The following is a 25,050-nucleotide window of genomic DNA, read 5'->3' as shown; positions in this document are numbered from 1 at the left end:
GAATATAATCTCTTATGTATAGAGGTAGAATAAAAAAATTATTCTAGTAAACTCTTTGCATAGGAGGTTTTTTAAATGGCCAATTTAAAAGGAAATAAAAGTCACATGACTTCTTTTGATAAAAAGTTAGAAATCGCGCATGATTGATTGCAAAATCAACAAAGTTGAAAAAAATTAGCAGCTAAATACAATGTCTCATACTCGGCAGCTCGAAAATGAGCTTTGGGATACGAGCAGTTTGGGGAAGAGTATTTAAAGAGAATATCATCTAGAAAAGGACAAACTGCAGGTATTAGTAGAATTGGAGCGCCGTCTAAGCGAGATAAATTAAGTTATGAATTACATCGTTTGAAAAAGAAAAATAAGGAACTTGAAATGGAAAACGAATTTCTAAAGAAGTTCAATCAATACCTGGAGGATTTAGAAAAAAACAACAAATAAAATATCAGTCAATTGACACTCAGAGAAAATTATGACCGGTATCTTTTATCTGCAAAATTTTAAAAACAACTCAATCAAGCTATTATCGCTGAGTTAAAAATAATCGACCAAACTTTAATTACAAAATTGATCAAGAACTTTTAGATTTAATTGAAAGTATTTTTCAACAATACAAAGAAATTTATGGATATCCAAGGATAAGAATTGTTTTAAAAAACCAATATAATATTTCTGTTTCAGGCAAAAAAGTATATCGTTATATGCAAGAATTAGGGATAAAATCCAAGACAAGAATCAAAAAGAAACGCAAACCAAAAGAAGTAAAAATTTTAAAAAACAGAAAACACGAAAATATTGTAAATCGAAAATGAAATAAATATAGTAAGGGCGAACTTTTTGTAACCGATGTTTCTTTTTTGCCATTTTCAAATAACAGATTTGCCTATCTTAGTATTTTGAAAGACGTGAGCACTGGGTTTATTGTTGGATATGATGTTTCTTTAAGGAATGACAACAAAATCTATTTAAAAACATTGAAAATGGCTGAGAGTTATTTTGATTTTGATAAAAATATAATAATCCATTCTGATAACGGATTTCAATATACCAGTGACGCTGTTGAAATATATTGTAGTAAAAATAATATAAAAATTTCGCTGAGCAGGCCCGGTAATTCCGTTGATAACGCTGTTGCTGAGTCCTTTTTCGCTTGCTATAAAACAGAGTGGTTTAGGAAAAATTTTAAAACCTACTCAGAGGTGTATAATAATTTCATAGACTACATTAATTTTTATAACTTTAATAGAGTCATGATTAAGCACGAAAAAACTCCATGACAAGCATGGAGTACCTTATAGAATAAAAAAACTTATTCTATACTTGACAGAATAAGTTCACTCAATTTAAAACCAATCGGTTTATAAAGAGTTATTTTTTTATCTACGAATTCCTAAGTATAGCAATGGAGATAGAACACCAATTCCTGCTGTTACATAACCAACATATGAAGTATTTGTTATTAATTTAACAATTTCATTTTGTGGATTTGGAACGTAAGTTTCTGTTACTCCATTAAAAATAAATAAGTTTTCAAATTTACCAACCATGTATCATTGTTCCTTTTTGAAATCTAAAAATGTTCCAAATTCTAATGGTGCGGTCGAAAATTCATGATACAGTTTTGCTAATAAGGCAATTTGTGTTGACGCCAATGCTAAAGCGATAATTCCTGGAATTAGGGCTCAAATAAATGAAGACACTCTTCCAAAACCATCTAAACCTAAGTAAATTGCATATCCAATTAAATAAACACTTAATGCTAAAATCACTGCATCGAATGCAAATAATATGTAAAATGAAAACATCCCTTTACCGCTAAATACCGGCAATACCGAAGTGTCTTCTAAGTTCAGAATAAAATTATCTTGTATGTACGTGATAAAGTTGTTCGGGTCTGTAAATCAAGCATTTAAATCTCATACTCAATAAAAAGAGAAACCCGCTAGAGCCATTATAGCTATTGTTAATCCTAAATACCATCTACTCATTAATATATTCCCCTTTAATTCCTTTATATTATATCACAAAAAACAACAAAATTCACAACGATATAATATATATGAAAAACACTTGTATTACAAGTGTTTTTCATATATATTTTCAATTATTTTAAATAATCGATTCTGGTTCTGATGGGTTCATTGATCTTTCAATTGGGGGAGCATCGTTATAAATACTATTAGCTTGATTACTATCACTATCTGCGATTAATATTAGTATCCCTGCAATTAATCCAAAAAGACCTCCGAAAATAAGCAAACAAATCCCCAAAGCTGTATGTCTATCTTTATAACCGTTCTTTTTAGCTTTAGAAATAATAACCATTGCTATGATTGGCATAGTTAAACAACCTAAAATCAAAAATATTGTAAACATTAAAAGTATTACTATTCCTGCAACTCTTATTTCTCCATTAGTCGACATTGTTATCAGGTAAAAAATACCAAATAATCCAAAAAATCCAACTGAGCAAAGTGTCAAAATTAAGGAAATCAAGTTTAATACCCATGCACTTCTGTAATATGATGCTTTCATAAAAATTCTCCTTTTAAAAAAATTATACACTTAAAAAGCAATGAAAAAAATAAAAACTCACCAAAAGGTGAGATTTTTTTCAAATTGGTCCGGAATAAGGGACTTGAACCCCCACGTGTTACCACGCCAGATCCTAAGTCTGGTGCGTCTGCCAATTCCGCCAATTCCGGATGATGGTGTCCCGTGCAAGATTCGAACTTGCGACCCACTGGTTAAAAGCCAGTTGCTCTACCGGCTGAGCTAACGAGACGTATTGTTGCTAAAAGCAAACAATAAAATATTATCATTTTAAAAGAAAATATTCAAGAGATTTTATTTTTATTTTTTAATGAATTTTTTCTCTACATAATTACTTGTAGTTAGACTAAGATTACCCAAATATGTTGGAATAAACTCAATAATATCACCAACCTGGTATTTATTTTTAGAATCAGTGACATCCAAAATTGTATGATCACTACTTGAACCCAAGACCTTAATATCACTATCGATAGGAATGATTTCATCACTTGGACAATCTTGGCGACCCAATGCAATAATAGCTTTTTTTCTTACTCCGATGTCTTCAAAATTAACTTCTCTCGCAAAGGCATCCAGTGCTCTAGGACCTCACGAAGCACTAGGCTTATCTTGAACTTCAATCACTTCTGTTTTTAGTTTAAAGGTTTCTCCTTGCAATCAAGGAATTCTCTCATCATTTAAGCCTATTCCCATTAGAACAGCCGAACCAACTCTAATTTGGTTAATTTCTTTTGGAATATCACCTTCTCAAATGGTCAAGTGTGTAGAACTACCCCCACTAATTGTTGGGATTTTAATTTGACACTCATTTTCAATTTTTTGTTTCAACGCCACAAGTTTTTCTAGTTTTTCGATTGTTGGGCAAGTCGCACCATAACAAGCAAAATTAGTCCCAATTCCTTGAAGAAATACATTTTTCATTTTACCAATTTCTCTTGATGTAGAAATTATTTTTTCTTCATCCCAAAGACCCTCGCGGATATCTCCGGTTTCAATCATCAAAATTAAACCAATTTTTTTATTCAAACTTTGTAAACTTTTTTCTAGTCTTTGAATTGTTGAAATTTCACTTATTAAAACAAAATCGCAAAACTGAGCTACTTGATCTATTTCGCTAATCATTGGGATTCTTAACAACATTTTTTGAACTTTTAAATCTTTAAAATTAATTAAATTACTCATGCGAGAATCTGCAATAGTTTTAATCCCGTTTTCTACTAAAAATTGTGCCATTTCTTTGCTACCTGAAAGTAACTTTTGAACAACAACTAGTTCCAGTCCCTTTTCTTTACATTTCTGCTTCATAATGTCAACATTGATTTTTATTTTACTAAGGTTTATTTCTAATTGTGGATAAGACATCAGGATCACTTCATTTCTATGCTTGTATTTTATCAAAAAAAACACATTTACAGAAATGTAAATGTGTTTTAAATCTTTTTAATGGTGCTGATGATAGGACTTGAACCTACAACCTACTGATTACAAGTCAGTTGCTCTGCCAATTGAGCCACATCAGCGAAAATAAGTAAAAAAAATGGTGGAGTGCGACGGGCTCGAACCGCCGACCGCCTGCTTGTAAGGCAGGAGCTCTCCCAACTGAGCTAGCACTCCACGAAAAATAATAAATGGTAGCCCGTACGAGGTTCGAACTCGTGTATCCACGGATGAAAACCGTGTGTGTTTACCGCTTCACCAACGGGCCATAAATAAAATTGATAATGGCGGCTTTTACAGGACTCGAACCTGTGACAAACCGGTTAACAGCCGGTTGCTCTACCAACTGAGCTAAAAAGCCATAAAGAACCTTATTTATAATATCAAATGAAATATGCAAAAACAAGTTTTTTATCAATTTTTTTTCACAAAATAACTACTTTTTGTTGTTATTGTATGCTTTAATTGTATTTTCTATTAAAATTTGGACAGTCATGGGTCCAACTCCACCAGGAACCGGGGTAATATAATCAACCTTTTTCTTTACGTTTTCAAAATCAACATCTCCAACTAAGCGTTTATTTTTTAAATCCCTAATAATCCCAACATCGATGATCACAGCGCCTTTTTTAACCATTTTCTTAGTGATTAAAAACTTAGAGCCTGTGGCTGAAACCAAAATATCTGCCTTTTTAGTATGTAATTTTATGTCTAAAGTATTTTTATTACAAGCAGTGACTGTAGCGCCGCGATTGATCATCATACCAATTAATGGTTTTCCCACAATATTAGAAGTTCCAACAATTGTAATATTTTTACCTTTTAAATCAATTTCGTACTCCTCTAATAATTTAATAATTCCCAAAGGAGTGCATGGGACAAAAGTTTCGTTGCCTTGATAAAGTTTACCTTGGTTTATATAGTGAAAACCATCAACATCTTTGCTAAAATCAACTGCTTGAAGAAATTCTTCCTCATTTCAGTCACTTGGTAAGGGCAGTTGAATTAAAATTCCATCAACTTTAGTATCCTTATTTAACGCGGCAATTTTATCTAAAACCTCTTTTGGTTTTACTGAGTTTTTAAAATTTACCAATTCAAAATCTATTCCCACCCTTTCGCAAGCGTTTTTTTTATGCTTTACATAAACTTGGCTTGCTTCATCTTGACCAACCAAAATAACTACAAGTTTGGGTTGGCGAGTTTTTTTAGTTTCTAGCAATTTTGACTTAACAATAGCGGACCTTTTTTGGGCTAATTTTTTACCATCTAATAGTTTCATATTTTTCTCCTAACCAATAACAACCTCTTCTTCAAGGAAATCGTAGCTTTTATTTTTATTTTGTTTGATAAATGCCAATAAGGTATTTGAAATCCCCAATTGTCCTGTAAACATTATCAGTACTAATGTAATCTTGGAAATCGCTCCTAAATTAATCATTTGCCCGCTAGTAAATGGATTTAATCCCACCGTTCCAAAGGCAGAACAAATTAACGTGATTAATTCAATGATAGTTTTATCTCCATCATGTTGATTTGATAGAACCTTGTTACTATCTATATATATTATAGCGGTTGAAGTAACAATTATCATTACCCCAACAATGAAAACTGCAAAACTCCTTCTGACAGTTTCTTCAGGAATTTTTTTACGGTAAGCAAATACTGATTTTCTATTTCTGATAATTCCTATGATTGCTAGAGTTACAATTGCAAATGTGGTAGTTCGAATTCCCCCAGCAGTAGATGATGGAGCTGAACCAATAAACATTCAAACCGACATTATTAGTTTAGAACCAGCATTAAATTGGTTAATATCAACAGATGAAAAACCGGCATTACGTGAACTTGTGACATTAAAAAAGATATCCATAATGGCTTGTCCTGTAGGTTTGGGTCCAATGTACTCATATGAGCTAATTACGCCAAAGAAGTCCTCATCAATAGTGACTCGGTAGTAATTTAGAATATAACTACTTTGTCCTTGTGAAAGTTCAGAAATAAAAACTAGAAGTGGACCCAGGATGAATAAAGATAAATAAACAGTAAAGTTTAATTTAGTAAATAGTGACCATTTTACTACTCGCCCTTCGCGACGCCCCTTAATTTTTTGTTTAATATCATGGAAAGTTGGATATCCTAATCCCCCAATTACTCATTGAACCAAAATTACTGATTGAATTAGATAGCCATGACTATCAGATAAGTTATAAGGTTGTAACGAGCTTCCTGAAATAATATCAAATCCAGCATTATTAACTGCACTTACAGAGTGAAATAATGCAAACCAGATTGATTTTTCAAAACTATGATAGGGATTTTGAAAATCTGGTATATTATTATCACCATAAATTTGAGAATATTCATTAAACTCCAAAGGGGTGAAATAAAATCCAAAAAATAGAAAAACAACCCCGATAATTTCTACAAAAGTTAGAAAGATAAATCCGTCCTTAATCATTTCTACTGTATTTGAAAGTTGTGAACTACCACGTTCACTTTGAGCAACCGATTGATCGTTTATTGAAATCTTTTTACCCAAAGATATTAGTAAAACTATCTTAAAGGTTAGAATTCCAATTCCTCCAATTTGAATCATAATTAAAATAAGTAATTGGCCTCAAAATGAATAATCTTGTGCAGCATTTGATATTGTAATTCCAGTGTCTGAAAATGCTGAAGAGGCTGTAAAAATACCAGTTAGAAAATCTCAGTGAAATCCTGAATTTGTCACAACTCCTGGAATTATTAGCAGAATTCCTCCAATTAAAACAGTTAAAAGGTAAATTAAAAGGATCTTTCCCGAAACCTTACTTAGAGGCCATCAATTTTTTAGTTTAGCAAAAAAGTTCTTTTTATTGTCATCTTCATCCCCGGTAAAACTCTTACGACGCTTTTGAATTCGTTCATGGCGCTTTTCTTTGATACTAAGCTTTTTCTTGGGTAGATTATCGGTAGGGTAATTTTCTGATTCAATTAATTTATCATTTTTATCTTCACTTTTTTTTATTAAATAAAACACAAAATCACCTCTTTATTTAAGTCAACTATTATTATACAATATAATGGTTTAGTTGTATAATAACTTATAGCGAAAGGCGGTAAATTATGGCAAGAAAAAAAAGTTTTGCAGTAATTGGGGCAAATAACTTCGGAATTGCGGTTGCTAAAACCTTGGAGGACAAAAAACAGTCAGTTGTGGTCTTTGATTTTGATGAACACCGACTAAACAGCCATCTTGCAGCAATGCCTGGGGTTGTTGGAATAGTACTTGATGCTACCAATAAAACTTCAATGGAAAAGGCTGGAATTAAGCAATTTGACGGCATTATTGTGGCATTTGGGTCAAATATGGAGGTTTCTATCATCACCGTTCTGAATTTATTAGATTTGGGAATTGAAAATATCATGGCTAAAGCCAAGGATTTACGTCATAAAAGAATCTTATTAGCTTTGGGATTGGATGAAAACCAAGTAATTATCCCTGATATTATTTCGGGTAAAATGGTTGCCACTAGAAGCATGTTTGATATTGATATTGACGTCCAATCTGTTGATGATGATTTTATTTCAACAACAATGATAGTTAGCGATCCTGGCGTAATTGATAAAAGTATTCAAGAATCACGTTTAACTGCGAATAAGGAATGAAATATAATTCAAATTAAACGTAATGGAAAAGTAATCTTGCCTGATGAAAAAACAATTCTTAAAAAAGATGATCAAATTGTGCTGTTTGCTAAAATAACCGCCATTAATGATTTAATCTTGAAAATTCAAGGCGATGAGTCTTTATTTGAAAATTAATCAATATATAAAAAACTGGCTTAAAGCCAGTTTTTTATATATTGATTTTTAAGGTCTGTTTATTCCTTCTTGATTTGTTAAAATAAACATTTGAAAGTCAAAATCAAATTTTGCTTTTTCAAATTCGTACTCAAATTTATTATCAAGACGCTGTTTTTCCATAAAATTATCAGGGTCGTAGTTTTCATCCATTGTTATTTTTGCATATTTTTCAAAATGCTCATTAAATTCTTTCTCTTGCGATTCATTTATTGCAGCTTTTTTTAATGTCTGCTTAACTATTATGTTTCAAGAATCCTCCTCCAATTTAGACAAGGGAATCTTCTCATTTGATTCTTGTGTAAATTTATCACTAGAACCATAAAAAGCATATAAGAAATTGTAGTGCCAGAAATCTAAAACCGAAAACTCGCATATATCAAAATAAAATGTTTTATTTTTTAGTTCTTCTATTTGTTCATTCTCATCTACATTTTGTGCTATGACCTCTCCCTTGATTATTTGATTTGGATTGAACAAAACGCTTCTTTTATAGTTGATTTTATTGAAAAATCACTATTTATTTTGTCTAATTCTTCTTCTTCTGGTAGCTGATCTTGGGTTGCAGCAAAGGCAGCATAACCATCAATGGTGGTCGTTTTATCATAATTATTGATATCTAATTTATCAATTCTCATACTCCTATTTGTAATTTCATATTTCATTCCAGACCCTTCGTTTTCTTGGATAACAAAATCCAAGCCAAATTTTTCTGAAGTTAATCTGTAATCATTATTTTCTAAAACTTCATATTTTAAGTCGCTTAATTCCTGAGCATATTTATCTGCAGTTCACAAGTCTAAATAATCTCTTTGGTTTTTGGTATCACCAAAGCAAGATACTACAGTTGTAACCGGTGTTGCCATTAAGCCTATTGAGGCCAATGCTATTAATAATTTTTTCATTTTTTTGTCTCCTTAATTCATTTTTCTTAACTGATTTATTTCTAATGCAATATCATAAATTTCTGATCTATTGGTTCAATCATAAATGTATTTATGATTGTTCATCGTAAAAACATAGCGGTATTTTATTTCATCTCTATATGCAATGCTACTTGATATTGAGAATTGTTTTTCATAATAACTAAAAGCATTTGAAAAAGATGAGAAATATAAGTAGATATTATCTTTTGTTTTGAAAAATGACGAGTTATAAATTTAAAGTCTGTTTTTTGCTGTAATTTTTAAGGTCTAATTATTACTTCTTGATTTGTTAAGACATTAACGTTAAAGTCAAAATCAAATTTTGAGTCATTGAAAACATATTCAAATTTATTAACGAGAAATTGTTCGTCAAATTCTTTAGGATCATAATTGCTATCCATTGTTATTTTGGCATATTTTTTAAAATGATCGTTAAAATCTTGATTTTGTTTTGAATTTACAGCCGCTTTTTCAGTAACTTCTTCAACAAGTTTGACTCATCAATATTCTCTTAGTTGTTCAGCTGAAAAAACTTCATCATATTTCAAATTAATTTCTGAAATTCAGTGGGCATAAGTCATTCTTTCGAACCAGAAATTATTAACAGAATCTTCACAAATATCAAAATAAAATACTTTTTTAAAGAGAGGATCTGTAACATCGCTTATTTCTATGTTCTGTGCCTCAACTTCACCTCTAATAAGATTTGAATCGTTAAGAGACTTACCCTTTTCGTCTTCCCGATACTGCTTGTAATTTGGCAATTGATCTTCTGTTGCAGCAAAAGCTACATAAGTATCAATTGCATTTGTCTTATCGTAATTGTTTATATCTAAATCTTTAATTCTAATACTCTTATTTGCAACTTCATATTTCATTCCAGATTTTTCGTTTTTTTGAATTATAAAATCCAGACCAAATTTTTCTGAAATTAATCTATAATTATTATCATCTAAGATTTCATACTTTAAGTCACTTAATTCCTTAGCGTATCTATCTGCATCTCATAAATCCAAATAATCCCTATCTGTTTTTTTATCGTTTGTTCCAAAACACGACACTACAGTTGTAACTGGGGTTGCTATTAAGCCAATTGAGGCTAATGTTATTAATAATTTTTTCATTTTTTTGTCTCCTTAATTCATTTTTCTTAATTGATTTATTTCTAATGCAATATCATAAATTTCTGATTTATTGGTTCAATCATAAGTATACTTGTGGTTATGCATTGTAAAAACATAGCGGTATTTTATTTCATCTCTATATGAGATGCTACTTGATATTGAAAATTGTTTTTCATAATAGCTAAATGCATTTGAAAATGACGAAAAATATAAGTAGATGTTATCTTTTGTTTTGAATCTGTATACATTATATATACCATCTGATATTATATCATTTCATCCTGTATTTAAATTACTTATTTTTTTAGACTCTTGATATGAAATTAATCTCGATTCTAAATTAATTTTTTTTCTTAAATCCAAATATGCATTTTCTTCATCATCATCTGATATAACAAGTTCCCCATTAATATCATAAATAAACAAACGTGTTCTTATATGCTTTTCTTCGCGGCTTGCTTGTTTTTTTCTAGCCTCTTGAATAGTAGAACCCAAATTATCCCCCTTTAAATCGGTGTAATTCGATAAGTCTTCTTCATTATCGTTTGATAAATAGTACATCTTTTGAAGATTTAAATCGGGGTTATTTATTTCGTTTCTTAAGTAGAAGAAGTTATCTCTTCAATTTTTTCAAGAAGTGTTAAAGAATCCAGCCGAAGTCAAATAATTAATTTTTTGACTTTCATCAATGTTTGGATCTGGTTTTATTTCAGAGTAAAGAACATTTTCTTTATAATGCTTTTGACTTTCAACAACGGAAAATTGAGAATAACTACCATAAAGTCAATCATTTTCAATTGGACTATCAATGCTATCATAACCATAAACATAAGAACTACATTTTTCGTAAAAGGCTTCAAAAAGATAATCCTTTACTTCTCTGGCCCAATTTGATGGATTTTTTTTATTTAAGATACTTTCCAGTAGAATCTTATCGCTTACTCTATTTTTTGAAGATATTTCTCTGATCATTTGATCTATTTCAATAGTTTTAATTGAATCAAGGTATTTATTATTTTCTGTAATAGTTTTTAAAAAAGGGTCGTTAACTTTGTAGTTAGGTTTAATCTTGCGTTCATAACTATAGTCAACTTTCATTGCCCCAAGATTTACATGATTATAACCGGGATCACATCATCCGTCATCTTGGGTAGCAACTGTGAAAGAAACTTTACTACCTTGTCCAAAATCAAATTCATAATCATAATTGTCGTGTTTGTTATCGTCAACTGTTCCTAAAAAACAAACTTTCTTATTAAATGTGATTCAGGGACCCTTATATTTACTTCTGTCTTTAAGACTTTCTATAAAACCGCCGATATCAATTCCTTTTTTCCTTAAATCATCTCCAATATTAATTGTCAAACTTTTTCACGAAGATTGATTATCGATTTGTATTTTACCGGTTCCATTTACACTTGTAAAATATTGTTGTAAATTTTTTTCCTTACCGGCATCAACAGTAACCTTTATTTCTGGTTTATAGTCACCAAATATTTCATCAATATTATTATAAAAAGCAGTTCTCACCTCTTCTTTAAATTGATTTTTAAAGTCGGTTACAGTTCCATATAGGGGTTTTTTAATTTCATTTTGTGAGTTTGATGGTAAATTTTCCCCATCAATATAAAGTCCTTTATTCGGTAGGGTGTTTTTTAATTTTTCAAAATCATTTTGGTTAAAAGCGTTGAAATATTTTCCATTATATTCGTAAAATAACCCTTCTTTTACATAGAATGATTTATTTAAATAATCTCTCTCTGCTTCCTCTAAAGTATCAAATCAATTAACTTCATCTCCCATTAAGTAACTATACTTTTTCTTAGTAAGACCTGGGTTTACATAACTATCCAAGGCTCTGTCTGGAGCTGACTTAGAGCTAACAACACAGCCTTCGGGAGTTTGGCCAACTCCGCATGTTGGTAAAACAACTTTTCCTAGAGCGTTTTTGTATACTTTTACATAATCAGCCATATTAGTACTATATATTTTATCTTGATTTAAAAGACCGTATTCGTAATTACTTATAATCTTATTTGGATTACTTGTGGTTTGGATTTGTTCAATAGGATTTTCTGCTAATATTTTTTCATAAATTGAATTTTCATTACGATAATTTTCGTTTTGATATTGATAAACTCTATCATTGCTATAAAACTGAGAATAATTTTCAATTCTATTCATGGTTTCTTTAATAAAGGTTTCATCATCCAAATCTAAATAGTTTGCTTGAGAACTTGATGCCAATACAAAAGTATTAGATGACAGAGTCACACTCATTAGAGCTAAAAGTGATTTTTTAAATAGCATAATTTTTATTCTCCATTTTTCTATCAAATGTATCATTTGTATATACAACCTTAATTTCATCAAGTAGATAATTTAAAAATTCTTCTTGACTTGCAAATTCCATATCTTTGTATGTATATGATGTTTCAATTTCATAATAAAATCTGTTTTGATAATTCTCCTCAATCATAACGAAATTATAAAGATCATTTAAGTCAGCAAAGTAATGAGTTACTCCCTTTACTTTTACACTATAAGCTAAATATTTAGCTTCATTAATGTCAATTATGCTGTCATAGCTGTTTTCAAAAAACATATCAGTTCAATCCACAAATTTACTTTCAATTTCGATGTTATCTCTAATATAATTTTTAACATCTTCTTCGTTATCGGCATAGTAAACTTCTGACTTACTTCCATTTTGATAATAATATTCTTCGATAAATTTGTTATTGTTCAAATTATTTATATAGCTATTGAAGGCCTCTTCTTGACTATTAAAATTTTTTCCGAATTTATCTGAATAAAGTTTCAATTCATTTTTCTCATATTCTTTAAAATTATTTTCAACTAGTTCGTCTTTTGAACTGTATTTTTTATTTTGATTAAATTTTGTTGTGTAAAAATCTGCATCTTTTCTTCTTAAATCTTCTAAAATTGTTTCTTTAAGATATTTTTCAGCAGAATCATAAGAATTATAATATCTGTTGAAAATTAAGAATCTATCGACTGTTTGAGGTTTTCTAATTTCAAAAACATTAAATATATTTTCAGGTTTAAAAGTGTGTTTTTTTCAAAAAGCTTTTGTAACTTCGTAAGTAATTTTATCTCTATTAGTTGGAATAATTAGTTGATAGGTAAATGTTGTTTGAACAGGAATCATGTTTAGCACCTGAATAGAAATTAGAACTAGTTGAATTACCGGCACGGCTTTACCGACTCCAGCAAGAAAACCAGTAACTATTCTAGATTCAGGAAATAGTTTATTTACTAATGGAATTAGTTGTGTTAAATTTTTTAAAATTGTTTCAATTGTATGATTTCAAGCTTCAAAGTATCTTTCAGCTTTGGTTTTAAATGAATTTTTATTAAAAGTTTCATTAAAAATTATAAGATTTTCTTCAGAAGGATTAACTATACAATCAATAAAATCAGGGGCCATACTTTCGGGTATTTCGTAAACTAAATCGTACCATTCATCCAAAACATCGAAATTGTAAAGCATTTTCCAATAAACTCTATTAAAGGTTTCGCTATCTTCTCTTGTAATATCAGTTTCTCTAATAAGATCCCTCAATTTCATAAGTGCAATTTTTTCTTTTATATCAAACTCCATTGTATCTAAGCTATTTAATTGATTTACCTGACTTTGTCAGTGACCACTTATTTGATACTTATCAATAATATCTTGAAGCAATAGATAGTCATTGTATCCCTCAATTTTATCATGAGGATTTACAAATTTAATAACAGTTTCCTTTAGATCAAATTTGTGAGTAGGAGTCTCCATAAAACCTGCTGGTGGTTCGTACACCGGTATAATCCCCATAGCCATTTTAGCTATATCTATTATAGATGAGATGGCATGCATTGACAATAATAATTGCTTTTCAAAAACTCATGACATAGCTTTGTCTGCTAACCCGGTATTACTTTTACTTACTAAATCCCAATTTTTAGAATTGCTTATTAGTGTTTTTAAATCAGATGTATACTCAACCATAGACTGTCCCGTAACCCTTCCCTCTGTACCGGGTATCTGTTCCACATAGTAAAGCCCAGGTCTGCTATCTACTCTAGAAATTGCTGAACTATCTTCTAATGTTGGATTTATTTTATTTGGATTATATAGATCAAATCCGCTAATAACTTCTCCATTATATTCATAATTGGCTTCAGCAGAATTTGCTAGCTCATTTTTTAACTCATTCTCGCTTAAACACTTTTGCGAAAATTGGTAGCAAGAACCTATTTGAAAATCATTAGATGATTTATATTTAGAATTATAGTAATTTAAAGTTGCGTCTTTTGTTGCAAACTTTTGACCATCAGCTAAATAATTTTTTTTAATCAAATTATAGTGGCTTTGCAAGGCGTTTTGATAAGCATTTTGCTCATTTAAATCTGAGCTAATTGTTCCATCTGCGTTTCTATATATTTTGGTGCCACGCTCTTGGGAATTTGTAATAAGAGAATCAACTTCTCCGTTTGCATCAATTATATAGTCATTGGGATTTTTATTAATCACCTTAGTTTTAATATTGTAATCTTTTTCTATCTTGGAATAAACTTCCTCAACAGTTCCGTATTGATTTTCACCAAAATAAACCTGATTTTTTTGGATCTTAAAATCTTCTTTCTCAGAGCCCTCGGTTAAAGCATAACTGATCGCATCCTCTTTTGATGCAAACTTCATGCCATCTAATTCATAGTATTTGTATTTCTGCTCCTTTTCATCAAAACCAGTACCGCTTTGGTTAGCCGAACACGATACTGTAAGAATCGATGAGGTAATTAGAAAAAAAGCCGAAGCTAACGATAAAAATGTTTTTTTTATACCCACAAATTTGTTCTCCCTTTATTATTGCTTTTTAATTATAATAATGTAATATTAAAAAAGCAAGGAAAATTGGAAGAAAAATGAAATTTAATGTTATTATTCGGAATAAATTACTGTTGTTTTTATTTGGATTTATTATGTTAATAACCTTGGTTTTTAACACTGTAGGGATATTCTTAAATGTAAACCATTTTAATAGCAAATTAAGCTCTAGCGAGATTTCTTTTACGCTTGGGTTGATTAATTTTCATAGCAAGATATTTATTTCTGTAATAAATATCGTCGTGCTACTACCAGTAATATTTATGATTTCAAAACATTTTTATAGTAGAGAAACATTTTCATATAATGTTAGATCGGAATTTTACTCAAATAACAATCGAATTGTTTTTTACATGATTTGACTGGTAAAAGAAATTGCTATCTTGATAGCAGCTATTTTTGCAATTTTATTTATTCATTTTTTGGTGGCCATTATTGTTTGAGATTTTTACCTTATTTTATTTGTTAATTTTCTTGTAAATTTATTAATTCTATCCATCTCCACAATTTTATTTTCGTTAGTTATTAATACAATTTTCACAATACGGTCAAACATTTGCAAGAGCATTCTATTTATTTTCCTAATTATATTTATGAAGATTTCATCTTTTGCATTAAATATAAAAGATCATAAAATATTTGAAACTGAAATGAATGTAAAAATAAGTTCAAATACTAATTTAAAATTCAAAACTGATAACAAAAAAATATCTTCAATTTATAATATGAGAGAAGATGCCCTATATAGAAAATATTTTTATAGAGTCAGCTGAAATCCTAACAATCAATTTGTTGATTTAGAAAAGGAAAATAAATTTTTAAATAATTTTTGCGAAACAAAAAAAACTCAAATATTATTTAATGATTACTTCCCCCACTTCTATTGTTTTCATAAGGAAGACGAGATTATTAACAGCTTGAATAAAACCAAACCTTCAAACTTAAATTTAATTGCAGAAAAGTTTTTTGCAATTAATTACGACAATTCTTTTATATTACAACTACTGCAAAGCATGACAGATGAGGATTTTGCTAAAATTTATTTTTCAAAACTGTCAAAAGATTTTGGAGATTCCTATGAATTAAGAGAAGAATTGCTAGGGGTAGATTTGTTTAAATCCGTCAGAATAACTAAGAGTGGTGTAATTTTTGAAGACTATAACCCCACCAAGGAACATAAAGAAGAATTCGCGTTATTTTACCAGTATTTTTTCTATGATACTCTTATTGATTATTTTAAAAATCCCAGCGCTAAAAGTATTGTTGATATCACTAATTTTCAATTATTAGATTCATTTTTTACAAGGGAGAACAAAATTAATATTCAATACAAAAATTTATGAAATGAATTTTTATTAATTTCACCCGATCAAATTAAAATACCAGATTATAAAAGCGATTTTAATAAAGGCTGAAATCAGTCAAAAATTATTGATCAACTTTTAGTTCCTGCATCTTATTTTCAAATTATTAATAGTTCTGGTTTTAGCAAAGATTTTGTAAATCAGGTTGAAAAATATAATCAAATAAGAACTGCAAATGAATATCTTAATTTTTTGCAAATTCCTAATAGAGTTTTTAAAAAAATAATGTGAAATAAAAATAACCGAGATAAAATTTTACCTATAAACTCAACAATAAATAACGAAACGATCACAAAGTCATTACCATATTCAAAAATAAGTTTTTCATATAAAGGAAGCAAGATAGTCTTAAGTGAAGATCCCAATTATGAAAATGTGCTATTCGGATTTTATATTTTAATTTTAATTGGTATGCTCCTTTACCTATCAATTTTGGCAAATAACTCTTTATTTAAAAAACTTCACGGAACTAACACTACCGACTACTTATTTAGTGAAATAAATTGATTCAAAATTTTTAAGAGATAATGTCACACCTAACTGAAGCGTTTCATGCATTATTAAATTTATGTATTAAAATATTTATATATGGGTGACATTTTTAAATGATAAAACAATTTACTTTTAAAGATAAATTAACAATTATAGCAGATTTTATAAGGTCAAATATTTCAGTAAAAAACTGGGAGAAAATACGGTATTACTAAAAATGGAAGAATTATTAATATATGTGATCAAAAATTTTTAGCTAAAGTGGTTAAAGTTTGAAAGCAGAAACAAGAGAATGAAAATTAGGAAGTTTTAAAGTACAATTAACTAATGAGAGCACTGAAAACTCAATTTTTAAAAGAAAAGTTAGTTAACCGAGAAAAGGTTTAAATAAATCGGGCTAGAGCTATTGTGATGGAAAAGTTTACTCGTGCATACTTCAGAAATATAAAAACAAAGATTAAACTAAGAATTATTTAAAATTATTGATTCTTTCAAAAATGAAGGATTTGATTCGCTTTGACTTTGCGAAGTTGCTAAAGTTAACTATAGCGGCTTTAATAATTGAATAAAAAGAGATAGAAATATTTATAAAACTAAGCGGGATGAAAGTTATGATTTAGATATTGAAATGATTTTCAATTATTGTGATAGAATTTAGGGAACCAATAAATTGTTGGCTCATAGATCAATTGCGGCCATCTTAAAAATTCGAAGAAGAACGGTTATTTCAGACATAAAATGATGAAACTATTACCTTTAAATCGGAAAACGCCATACAATTAAAAAAAATATACTAATAAAAATGTAAAATCAGTAAATACTGCTACTGCTTGAAATTTACTAGAAACATCAACCTTAAGGAGACCTAAAATGGGTTCATTCTATTATAGTGTTATATATCTATACCTAGTATATATAAAGTCAACTAGGGGGCAAACCACAAAAAACCCGCCACCTGGTTTTCAACTAGATTGCGGGTTAATTAATATTGTTCCAGAAATTCAATTTTTATCATCTTCATGAATGCTTAACGAAATATTGTAATTAATATTTGTTTTAATCAGGATAGCTATATTTTAAATTAGATATTTATGCTAATAAATATATTTATTGTTACTAAAATTAACTTTTAAATTTCCAGTTCGTGCTACCATAATTTAAATCTAGTAGTACATCACCTCTAGTTCCTGTAGCTAAACCAGTTGTCATCAATGTCTTACCCTCCACCCCAGATGAAAAGAAGAAAGTTGCAAGTTGTGAATCTCAAGGGTAGTTTCGAGCTACTGGTGGGTTATTGTCTCAATCAACTCATATATAAATTGAATTATCTTCTTTTATTCAAAAATATCTAGCCATTTCATAACCGACATTAAACTTTAACGATGTTTTCATCGATATTAAGTCAACTGTGAAATCAAATGTTTTTTGAAATTCTTTCGCTTCCTCACTGGCTGCGGAGAAGAATTCATTTTTATATTCCAAGTAATCAAGAGGTTGGTTATAAATTTCCTGATTATTTCAACTTTCTGGCTTATTTGAGTAAAATATCTGTTCGGGATTAGTTATTCTCATATACTCTTCACCTAGCCCATTAAATAAGATTTGATAGTTCAAGGCGTCTTTTAAGAATTTTTTATATAGCGTTAGCGTTCCTGTTTCTTCTGTGTTTTGACGAACTATTATAAAAGGCGTTGACAATTCAAATGACTGTTCTCTGAATTCAACCACTGTGTTTTTAATTTCGGTACCAAAAAGTGAAATTAGTTTTTGATCATTTAGCTCATCAATTGCAAAAAGTGGTTGACTTGTTTTTATTTTATTTTCAAAAGCTCTTTTATTTCATAAATTTTCTTGAATATTGAAAAGATTGATTGCAATTGACATATCCTCATAACTTTTAACTTTTGATTGAGTGAATTCTGAATGCGGTCAAGAATGCACTAAATTTTGTTCGTTGCTTGATAATGCTTCAACTACGGCATCTTTGGCTTTTTCATCCCCAAAATAAGAATTTCTCATATCATCATTAAATTTAATAGTTTCTGCCGAAGACCCCCCGTTGCGCGACCATTCAAATGTAGGGCTTGTTAATGTTGTTGATCCAGTTGATAAATAGTCTTCATCAATCGTTATAGAAATTTTATCGGTGTTAATTACAAAACTGCCATTTTCGACTTTAATAGTATTAATAAGAGATCTAATAGTTTTTTTGATTGCACCATCTTCGGCGTTGATTAATTTCCCAACAGTTTCAAAATTTCCCTTGTTACTTTCAATTTTAAAATAATTAGCAAGGTTGTTACTATTAAATAAATTTAAATACTCATTATTGATACGGTTTAGTTCATCTGCAGATCCTGTTTCATTTATTATATTTACTTGAGTGTTGTAGTTGATTGGAAGATACTCTCTTTCCTTATTGTGATCTAGTAGTAAAATTTGAGTTCTGAAATTGATTTTCATGGTCGCTATTTCTTTACCGCCGCTTTCAACTTTTATTGAAGTAATATCTACTCCTTCACTTAGAGGATTTTTGCCATCAACCAGAAAACTTCTAAAGTTAACGTTTTCAGACACTTTTTCAGATGTTTCTGATAAAACCGAATTTCAGTTCACAAATTTTATTAACTCTGATTTAATAAAATCAAAAGCAAAACCGTTTCCCTGATTGATTTCTTCTGCCTTGTCCCTTAAATAATTTATGGTTAATTCATCTGTAAAAGGGGAATTCTCTTGCGCAACGAATCTAAGTGGATCAAAAAATGACTGCATTTTACTTTGAAAAATCTGAGTTATCAAGGCAATAAAACTATTACGTCTAACCTGAAAATCATATTCACTATCCTCTCTATTTGTTTGTTTACACGCAACAACCGATAGTGGTGCTGAAACGGCTATGGTGGCTGAAGCAAATACACTAAGTAATTTTCTCATTTTTTGTTTCTCCTTTAGCATATATATTGTAGAAATATATTCTTATTGCTTATGTTAAGTATACACTATACTTATTTTTAATACAACTTATCAGTGTTTATAATGTGAAAGTTATCTTAAGGTAAAAATTTAGCAGAAAATGATAGTATATGACTACTTAATTATTTAAGTAAATTGATTTAAAATTTTTAAGAAAAAATAAATATGTTATTTTCATTACAAAAGCCCAACTATCTTTTAAAGGATAATTGGGCTTTTTTATATACTTATTTCTTGATATATTTTTCAATCATTTGTAAAATAATACTTTGAGCAACATCAGGATTAACATTACCCCCGGTTTCTTTCATTAACTGTCCCATTAAAGTTTTAGTAACTCTTTCAGGTCTTTTTTCGAATTGATTTAATAGTTCAATATTTTCATCAAATATTGGTTTCAAATATTCTTCGATTTTAAAAGGATCTGAAATTTGTTTTAAATTATTATCATCAATAATTTTATTAACTTCACCTCCATTTTGAATTAAAATTGGCAGAATTGTTTTTACATGTTTTGAGGAAATTACACCCTCATCAATTAGTGATAGTAATTCCCCAATATGCTTAGGTTTTATTTTAGCATTTTGAATTTCAATTTCATCCTTATTTAGAAGCGATTGAATGTCACCCAATAATAAGTTTGCCACTTTAGAATAGTTCTTTGTATATTTTAAAGTTGCTTCAAAAAATTGATTAATTTCCAAAGAACTTAAAATTTGATTTATTTCATCAGGTTTTATATTAAACTCTTTTGCATAACGGGTTCTTTTAACATCCGCTAGTTCTGGAGCTGATTTAATAACTTCTTTAATTCAATTAACATCTAGTTGAATTGGAGGAATATTTGGTTCTCTAAAATAACGATAATCAACCGCATCAGTTTTAGTTCTCATTAAAATAGTTTCTTGTTTACCTTCGTCAAATCTACGAGTTTCCATTGCAATTGGTTCATTATTTAATAATAATTCTGTTTGTCGCTTAATTTCAAATTCAATTGATTTTTTTATGTTACTTAATGAATTCAAGTTTTTTATTTCAACCTTTGTCCCAAATCCTTGGTAACCAATAGGTCGCAGTGAAATATTAATATCACAACGCAGAGATCCCTCATTCATTTTTACATCACTTATCTCTGAGAACAATAAAATTTCACGCAATTTTTCAACATAAGCCACCGCTTCTTCGGCGCTTCGAATTACTGGGTCACTAACAATTTCAATAAGACCAACTCCACTACGGTTGTAATCTAAAAATGTTAGCTCGTCTTTATGAGTTTGCTTTGCTGTATCCTCTTCGATGTGAATTCTTTCTACTGTTATAGTTTTCTTTTCTCCATTGCTTAATTCAATTTCAATTTTTCCCCTTTTACCGATTGGATAAAATTGTTGAGTAATTTGAAAACCTTTAGCTAAATCTGGATAAAAATAACTCTTGCGATCAAATCTTAATTTAGAATCCAGTTTCATTCCCAAAGCATTGACTGCTAAAATTGCTAATTCAACCCCTTTTTTATTTACGGTTGGCAACGCACCTGGATAACCCAAATCAGTTTCACTAACTTTAGTGTTTGGGGTTGCACCATATTCCACTGGACCAGTACAAAACATTTTTGACTTGGTTTTTAATTCCACATGGTTCTCTATTCCAATAACTACTTCAAAATTATTCATATTTATCACCTGCAATTTTATTTTTAATTCCTATTAAGTTTTCAACAAATTGAGCAGTTTGTAAAAGTTGTAAATCTTTTTTTGGTGCTGCATTTAAATTAATTCCGATTGGCAAGTCATTTTTATTTACAAACGGTAAAGTAATCGATGGCATCCCATTGAAGTTTGCCATAATTAAAATGTCATTCAAGAATTCTAATTTCTCATCTTCATTGTCTTCCAGGTCAACTATTTTTTTGGTATCAACTAGAGGGGCAACCTCAATTGAAGGAGGTAATATTAAGATATCAACTAATTTATAAATTTCTTCAATTCGGTTAGCAATTAGTCTTCTAACTTTTTTAGCCTTTTCCAATAATATTTCCTGGTTTTCTCTTTTGAGTTGGTAGCTGCCAATAATAAAACGACGCTTTACAATTTTACCAAAAAGCTCTGTTCTTGTGTTGGTCATTATTTCTTGAAAGTCTGAACCATTAACTCGATCAGTAAAATTGATTCCATTTAAATTTGAGTTTTGACTAACAGCTTCAGAAAACGAAATCATCATATATACTGGAGGAATTGCGTCTAACAGTTCTTGTCCAAATGTAATTTCCTTGACTTCAATTTTATCTTTTTTTAATTTATCATAAAAATTTTGATATTGATTCTGTAATTCTTTGGGCAGGGCCTCGTGAACTTCTTTTAAGTAAGCAAATTTTATTTTTTTATCAAAATTGTTTATATTTTTTTGAAAATTTTTATCCAATATTTCGATTGAAGTTAAATCTCTTTTATCTTTTTTAAATGAGGCGTCTGCCAGAATTGCCATATCCTCAACGTTACGAGTAAAAAAACCTGCGTGATCTAAACTTGGTGAATATGGGAAAAGGCCAAAACGAGAAATTGCTCCGTATGTAGGTTTGAATCCAACAATGCCATTATAGCTTGCAGGCTTTCTAATGGAATCTCCAGTGTCTGTCCCTGTAGCAAATGGAACTATCCCTTTGGCAACAGCCCAAGCACTTCCACTAGAACTTCCTCCAACTTGATGTTTAGAATTTCTTGGGTTAGTAATAATCCCTGTAGCAGCATAAAGTCCACTTCCTCCCATTCCCAATTCATCCAAAGCAGATTTACCAATCAATAATGATTTTGAATCATTCAAACAATCATAAAGCCCAGAATCATAAGTTGGTACAAAGTTTGCTAGAATTTTTGATGAAGAAGTTGTCTTTATTCCTTTTGTGGCAAAGTTATCTTTCATTAAATAAGGGATTCCATAAAGGAAATTATCTTTTACTAAATTTTTATCTAAAGTTTGAGCATGTTGTAAGGCTAATTGTGAACAGGTGTTTGCCATAAAGTTTTCTTTTTCATATTTTTTTACATTTTCTAATACAGCTTTTGTAAGATCAGTGATAGTTATTTTTTTATCAACGATAAGTTTGTTCAGTTCTACTATTGAAAGATTTTCGTATTTCATTATTTCACCACCTTAACAATTGTAATGTAATCCCCTTCTGTTGAGGGAGCATTTTTTAAAACTTCCTTTTGGTCATTAGTTCACATTACCTCATCTTCTCTTAATCCAACTTCATTAATTTCAAACGGATAATACATTGGTTCAACATTGTCGGTATTTATTTTTACAACCTTTTCAAATTTTTTACGCAAGCTTTGTTCAGTATTAAAAATTTCAACAGCTTCTTTGTCATCTATTTTCAACATTATATCATTAGCTAATTCCTGAATTAGTTCAGGAGATATTATTTTCTTTTCCATTATTTTTCCTCCATCATATTTATTAAGTCTTTTTCTGAAATTATTTTAACTCCTAAGTTTTTGGCCTTTGCAAGCTTACTTCCACCATCTTCTCCAGCGAGTAAATAGTTGGCATTTTTGCTAATGCTTTCTGTAACTTTAGCACCATTATTTTCTAATAAATCTCTAAAATGATTTCTAGATTTTGATAATGTCCCTGTAATAACAAATATTTGATTTAAAAATAATTCACTAACTGATTCTGCTTCATTTTTATAATCCAAATTTACTCCAAGGTTTTTTATTTTCTCAATTAACTTTTTATTTTCTTCAACTAGAAATCAATCAACTAAAGATTGAGCAACTACGACTCCAATATCATAAATTTGTGACAACTCTTGAAAATCAATTTTCATTAAATTTACAATTGATTTATAATTCTTGATTAGCACCTTAGCAGTTTTTTTACCAACGTGACGAATCCCTAAACCAAATAATAATCTTTCACTAGAATTATTTTTACTTTTCTGAATTGCTGTGATCAAATTTTTAAAACTCTTTTCTCCAAAATTTTCTAGCTCAACTATTTGTTTTTCAAATTTTTCAATCTTAAAAATATCAGCAACATCGTTAATTATTTTCTCTCCATAAAGTTTTTCTAATATTTTGATACTTAAACCTTCGATGTTCATAGCATCGCGACTGACAAAATGTTCCAAACTCTTAATAATTTTTTTTGGACAGTTATTATTTATACAGTACTGATCAACTTCACCGGGTGTTTTTTCTAGAAAACTTTCACAATCTGGACAGTTTGTGGCCGGTTTTCAAATAGCCAATTTTTCAAATTCATTATCATTAATGCTTGAAATAACCTCAGGAATAATGTCTCCTGCTTTTTTTATTTTCACCATCGAACCTATTCTAATGTCTCTTGAAATAATAAAGTCTGCGTTATGTAGGGTTGCAGCCCTTACTGTTGTACCGGCAATCTGCACTGGTTCTAGTTGAGCATTGTAAGTTACTCTACCCGTTCTTCCAATTGTTGGAAAGATATCAATTAATTTAGTTGACTTTATCTCTGCTGGAAACTTAAATGCAATTGCTCACTTTGGAGTTTTACTTGTGTAACCAATTTTTTCATAAAGTTCAAAATTATTAATTTTAATTACTATTCCATCTATTTCATATGGAAGGTCATTTCTTATTTGAGTATATTTTTCGATGTAATTTCAAACTTCTTCAATGCTTTGGCAAAGCTTACCCTCATTGTTTGTTGGTAGTCCCAAGCGCTTAATTAATTCTAAAGATTCTTCATGTGTTTTAATAGAATCCGATTCACGGTTCATATAAAAATATAAAAAAGCTTTTAAATTTCTTTCCTTAACGACTCTAGAATCAAGTTGGCGTAAAGTTCCTGCCGCAGCATTTCTAGGGTTGGCAAATATCGGTTCATTTGCAGCCAATCTTTTTTGGTTTATTTTAGCAAACTCATCCTTGGATAAATATATTTCCCCGCGAACTTCAACAATTTCTTCATCAGTTTCAATCTCATGGGGTATTTCTTTAATCATTTTAACATTGGCAGTAACATCTTCTCCAACTAAACCATCACCACGAGTAACAGCTTTGAAAAGTTTTTTATTTTTATATATTAGTGATATTGATAGTCCATCTATTTTCAATTCAGCAAAATAATTATGTTTATCTGAATTTGTTACTTTTAAAATTTGTTGATCAAATTCAATTAAATCTTCCTTATTAAAGGCATTACCCAAACTTAACATTGGTTGGCTGTGCTCATATTTTTCAAATTTACTTGCAATAAATCCACCAACTTTTTGAGTTGGAGATTCACTCGAAATTAGTTCAGGAAACTGTGTTTCAAGTGATTTTAGTTCCTTCAATGCAAGATCATATTCAACATCATCAACACTTGGATTATCATCTTCATAATATTCTAAGTTTCATTGGTTTAACTTTTCAGTAAGCTCTGTTATTTTTAATTTAGCTTCATTTATTTTCATA

General features: G+C 29.6%; 19 protein-coding genes and 6 tRNA genes. 4 read left to right on the top strand and 21 right to left on the bottom strand.

What is annotated here, in order from left to right; genetic code table 4:
* Nucleotides 1–75 precede the first annotated feature (75 nt).
* Nucleotides 76–441: a helix-turn-helix domain-containing protein gene (locus SALLE_RS00720; RefSeq protein ID WP_115557738.1), complete on the top strand. Its 366-nt coding sequence runs from the start codon at nt 76–78 to the stop codon at nt 439–441.
* A complete protein-coding gene (locus tag SALLE_RS00715; RefSeq protein ID WP_218936937.1) occupies nt 387–1,298 on the top strand; it encodes an IS3 family transposase in 912 nt (303 codons plus the stop codon). Before SALLE_RS00720 ends, SALLE_RS00715 begins: the two co-directional genes overlap by 55 nt.
* A gap of 78 nt (nt 1,299–1,376) precedes the next feature.
* Here the strand turns inward: SALLE_RS00715 and SALLE_RS00710 are convergent, their stop codons facing one another.
* From SALLE_RS00710 to SALLE_RS00660, 11 genes are all read right to left on the bottom strand, one after another.
* A complete protein-coding gene (locus SALLE_RS00710; protein ID WP_115557736.1) occupies nt 1,377–1,988 on the bottom strand; it encodes a hypothetical protein in 612 nt (203 codons plus the stop codon).
* Nucleotides 1,989–2,109: 121 nt separating this feature from the next.
* A complete protein-coding gene (locus SALLE_RS00705; protein WP_115557735.1) occupies nt 2,110–2,535 on the bottom strand; it encodes a hypothetical protein in 426 nt (141 codons plus the stop codon).
* An 85-nt stretch (nt 2,536–2,620) separates the two neighbouring features.
* Nucleotides 2,621–2,705: transfer RNA gene (locus tag SALLE_RS00700), tRNA-Leu, on the bottom strand.
* Nucleotides 2,706–2,709: 4 nt separating this feature from the next.
* Nucleotides 2,710–2,785 (bottom strand) — tRNA-Lys (locus tag SALLE_RS00695).
* Nucleotides 2,786–2,853: 68 nt separating this feature from the next.
* Nucleotides 2,854–3,918, bottom strand: a complete 1,065-nt coding sequence (locus tag SALLE_RS00690; protein ID WP_115557734.1) for an alanine/ornithine racemase family PLP-dependent enzyme — start codon at nt 3,916–3,918, stop codon at nt 2,854–2,856.
* 82 nt (nt 3,919–4,000) lie between these two features.
* Nucleotides 4,001–4,076 (bottom strand) — tRNA-Thr (locus tag SALLE_RS00685).
* Between the two features lie 18 nt (nt 4,077–4,094).
* Nucleotides 4,095–4,170, bottom strand: a tRNA-Val gene (locus tag SALLE_RS00680).
* 15 nt (nt 4,171–4,185) lie between these two features.
* Nucleotides 4,186–4,261, bottom strand: a tRNA-Glu gene (locus SALLE_RS00675).
* A gap of 17 nt (nt 4,262–4,278) precedes the next feature.
* Nucleotides 4,279–4,354, bottom strand: a tRNA-Asn gene (locus tag SALLE_RS00670).
* A 75-nt stretch (nt 4,355–4,429) separates the two neighbouring features.
* Complete coding sequence (locus SALLE_RS00665; RefSeq protein ID WP_115557733.1) at nt 4,430–5,275, bottom strand: bifunctional 5,10-methylenetetrahydrofolate dehydrogenase/5,10-methenyltetrahydrofolate cyclohydrolase; 846 nt, start codon at nt 5,273–5,275, stop codon at nt 4,430–4,432.
* A 9-nt stretch (nt 5,276–5,284) separates the two neighbouring features.
* Entirely contained in the window at nt 5,285–7,015 is a 1,731-nt protein-coding gene (locus SALLE_RS00660; RefSeq protein WP_218936931.1) for a TrkH family potassium uptake protein, read from the bottom strand.
* 86 nt (nt 7,016–7,101) lie between these two features.
* Here SALLE_RS00660 and SALLE_RS00655 point away from each other — a divergent pair, with 86 nt between their 5' ends.
* The gene (locus SALLE_RS00655; protein ID WP_115557732.1) at nt 7,102–7,800 is read left to right on the top strand and encodes a potassium channel family protein; all 699 of its coding nucleotides are present in this window, start codon (nt 7,102–7,104) and stop codon (nt 7,798–7,800) included.
* A gap of 48 nt (nt 7,801–7,848) precedes the next feature.
* On the opposite strand, the gene SALLE_RS00650 is transcribed toward SALLE_RS00655, so the two are convergent.
* From SALLE_RS00650 to SALLE_RS00630, 5 genes are all read right to left on the bottom strand, one after another.
* Nucleotides 7,849–8,319: a hypothetical protein gene (locus tag SALLE_RS00650; protein ID WP_115557731.1), complete on the bottom strand. Its 471-nt coding sequence runs from the start codon at nt 8,317–8,319 to the stop codon at nt 7,849–7,851.
* The gene (locus SALLE_RS00645) at nt 8,298–8,744 is read right to left on the bottom strand and encodes a lipoprotein (RefSeq protein ID WP_115557730.1); all 447 of its coding nucleotides are present in this window, start codon (nt 8,742–8,744) and stop codon (nt 8,298–8,300) included. Before SALLE_RS00645 ends, SALLE_RS00650 begins: the two co-directional genes overlap by 22 nt.
* Nucleotides 8,745–9,025: 281 nt before the next feature.
* The gene (locus SALLE_RS00640) at nt 9,026–9,889 is read right to left on the bottom strand and encodes a lipoprotein (RefSeq protein ID WP_115557729.1); all 864 of its coding nucleotides are present in this window, start codon (nt 9,887–9,889) and stop codon (nt 9,026–9,028) included.
* Between the two features lie 12 nt (nt 9,890–9,901).
* A complete protein-coding gene (locus SALLE_RS00635) occupies nt 9,902–12,199 on the bottom strand; it encodes a hypothetical protein (protein WP_115557728.1) in 2,298 nt (765 codons plus the stop codon).
* On the bottom strand, nt 12,189–14,741 hold the full coding sequence (locus SALLE_RS00630; protein ID WP_115557727.1) for a hypothetical protein: 2,553 nt from the start codon (nt 14,739–14,741) through the stop codon (nt 12,189–12,191). Before SALLE_RS00630 ends, SALLE_RS00635 begins: the two co-directional genes overlap by 11 nt.
* 689 nt (nt 14,742–15,430) lie before the next feature.
* Here SALLE_RS00630 and SALLE_RS00625 point away from each other — a divergent pair.
* A complete protein-coding gene (locus tag SALLE_RS00625) occupies nt 15,431–16,672 on the top strand; it encodes a hypothetical protein (protein WP_162807913.1) in 1,242 nt (413 codons plus the stop codon).
* Between the two features lie 1,086 nt (nt 16,673–17,758).
* Here the strand turns inward: SALLE_RS00625 and SALLE_RS00620 are convergent.
* The 5 genes from SALLE_RS00620 to ligA form a co-directional block, all read right to left on the bottom strand.
* Nucleotides 17,759–19,570: a hypothetical protein gene (locus tag SALLE_RS00620; protein WP_115557725.1), complete on the bottom strand. Its 1,812-nt coding sequence runs from the start codon at nt 19,568–19,570 to the stop codon at nt 17,759–17,761.
* A gap of 266 nt (nt 19,571–19,836) precedes the next feature.
* A complete protein-coding gene (gene gatB, locus SALLE_RS00615; protein ID WP_115557724.1) occupies nt 19,837–21,279 on the bottom strand; it encodes an Asp-tRNA(Asn)/Glu-tRNA(Gln) amidotransferase subunit GatB in 1,443 nt (480 codons plus the stop codon).
* Nucleotides 21,272–22,744, bottom strand: coding sequence for an amidase family protein (locus SALLE_RS00610; protein WP_115557723.1), 1,473 nt, complete (start codon nt 22,742–22,744; stop codon nt 21,272–21,274). Before SALLE_RS00610 ends, gatB begins: the two co-directional genes overlap by 8 nt.
* Complete coding sequence (gene gatC, locus SALLE_RS00605) at nt 22,744–23,043, bottom strand: Asp-tRNA(Asn)/Glu-tRNA(Gln) amidotransferase subunit GatC (protein ID WP_115557722.1); 300 nt, start codon at nt 23,041–23,043, stop codon at nt 22,744–22,746. Before gatC ends, SALLE_RS00610 begins: the two co-directional genes overlap by 1 nt.
* Nucleotides 23,043–25,049 (bottom strand): NAD-dependent DNA ligase LigA, encoded by a 2,007-nt coding sequence (ligA, locus tag SALLE_RS00600; protein WP_115557721.1) that lies wholly within the window; start codon nt 25,047–25,049, stop codon nt 23,043–23,045. Before ligA ends, gatC begins: the two co-directional genes overlap by 1 nt.
* Nucleotide 25,050 lies beyond the last annotated feature (1 nt).

Origin of the sequence: Spiroplasma alleghenense (assembly GCF_003363775.1) — a bacterium.
Classification (GTDB): Bacteria; Bacillota_I; Bacilli_A; order Mycoplasmatales; family Mycoplasmataceae; genus Spiroplasma_B; species Spiroplasma_B alleghenense.
The sequence above is the reverse complement of the archived record's forward strand: the minus strand, read 5'-3'. Positions and strand labels throughout refer to the sequence as shown.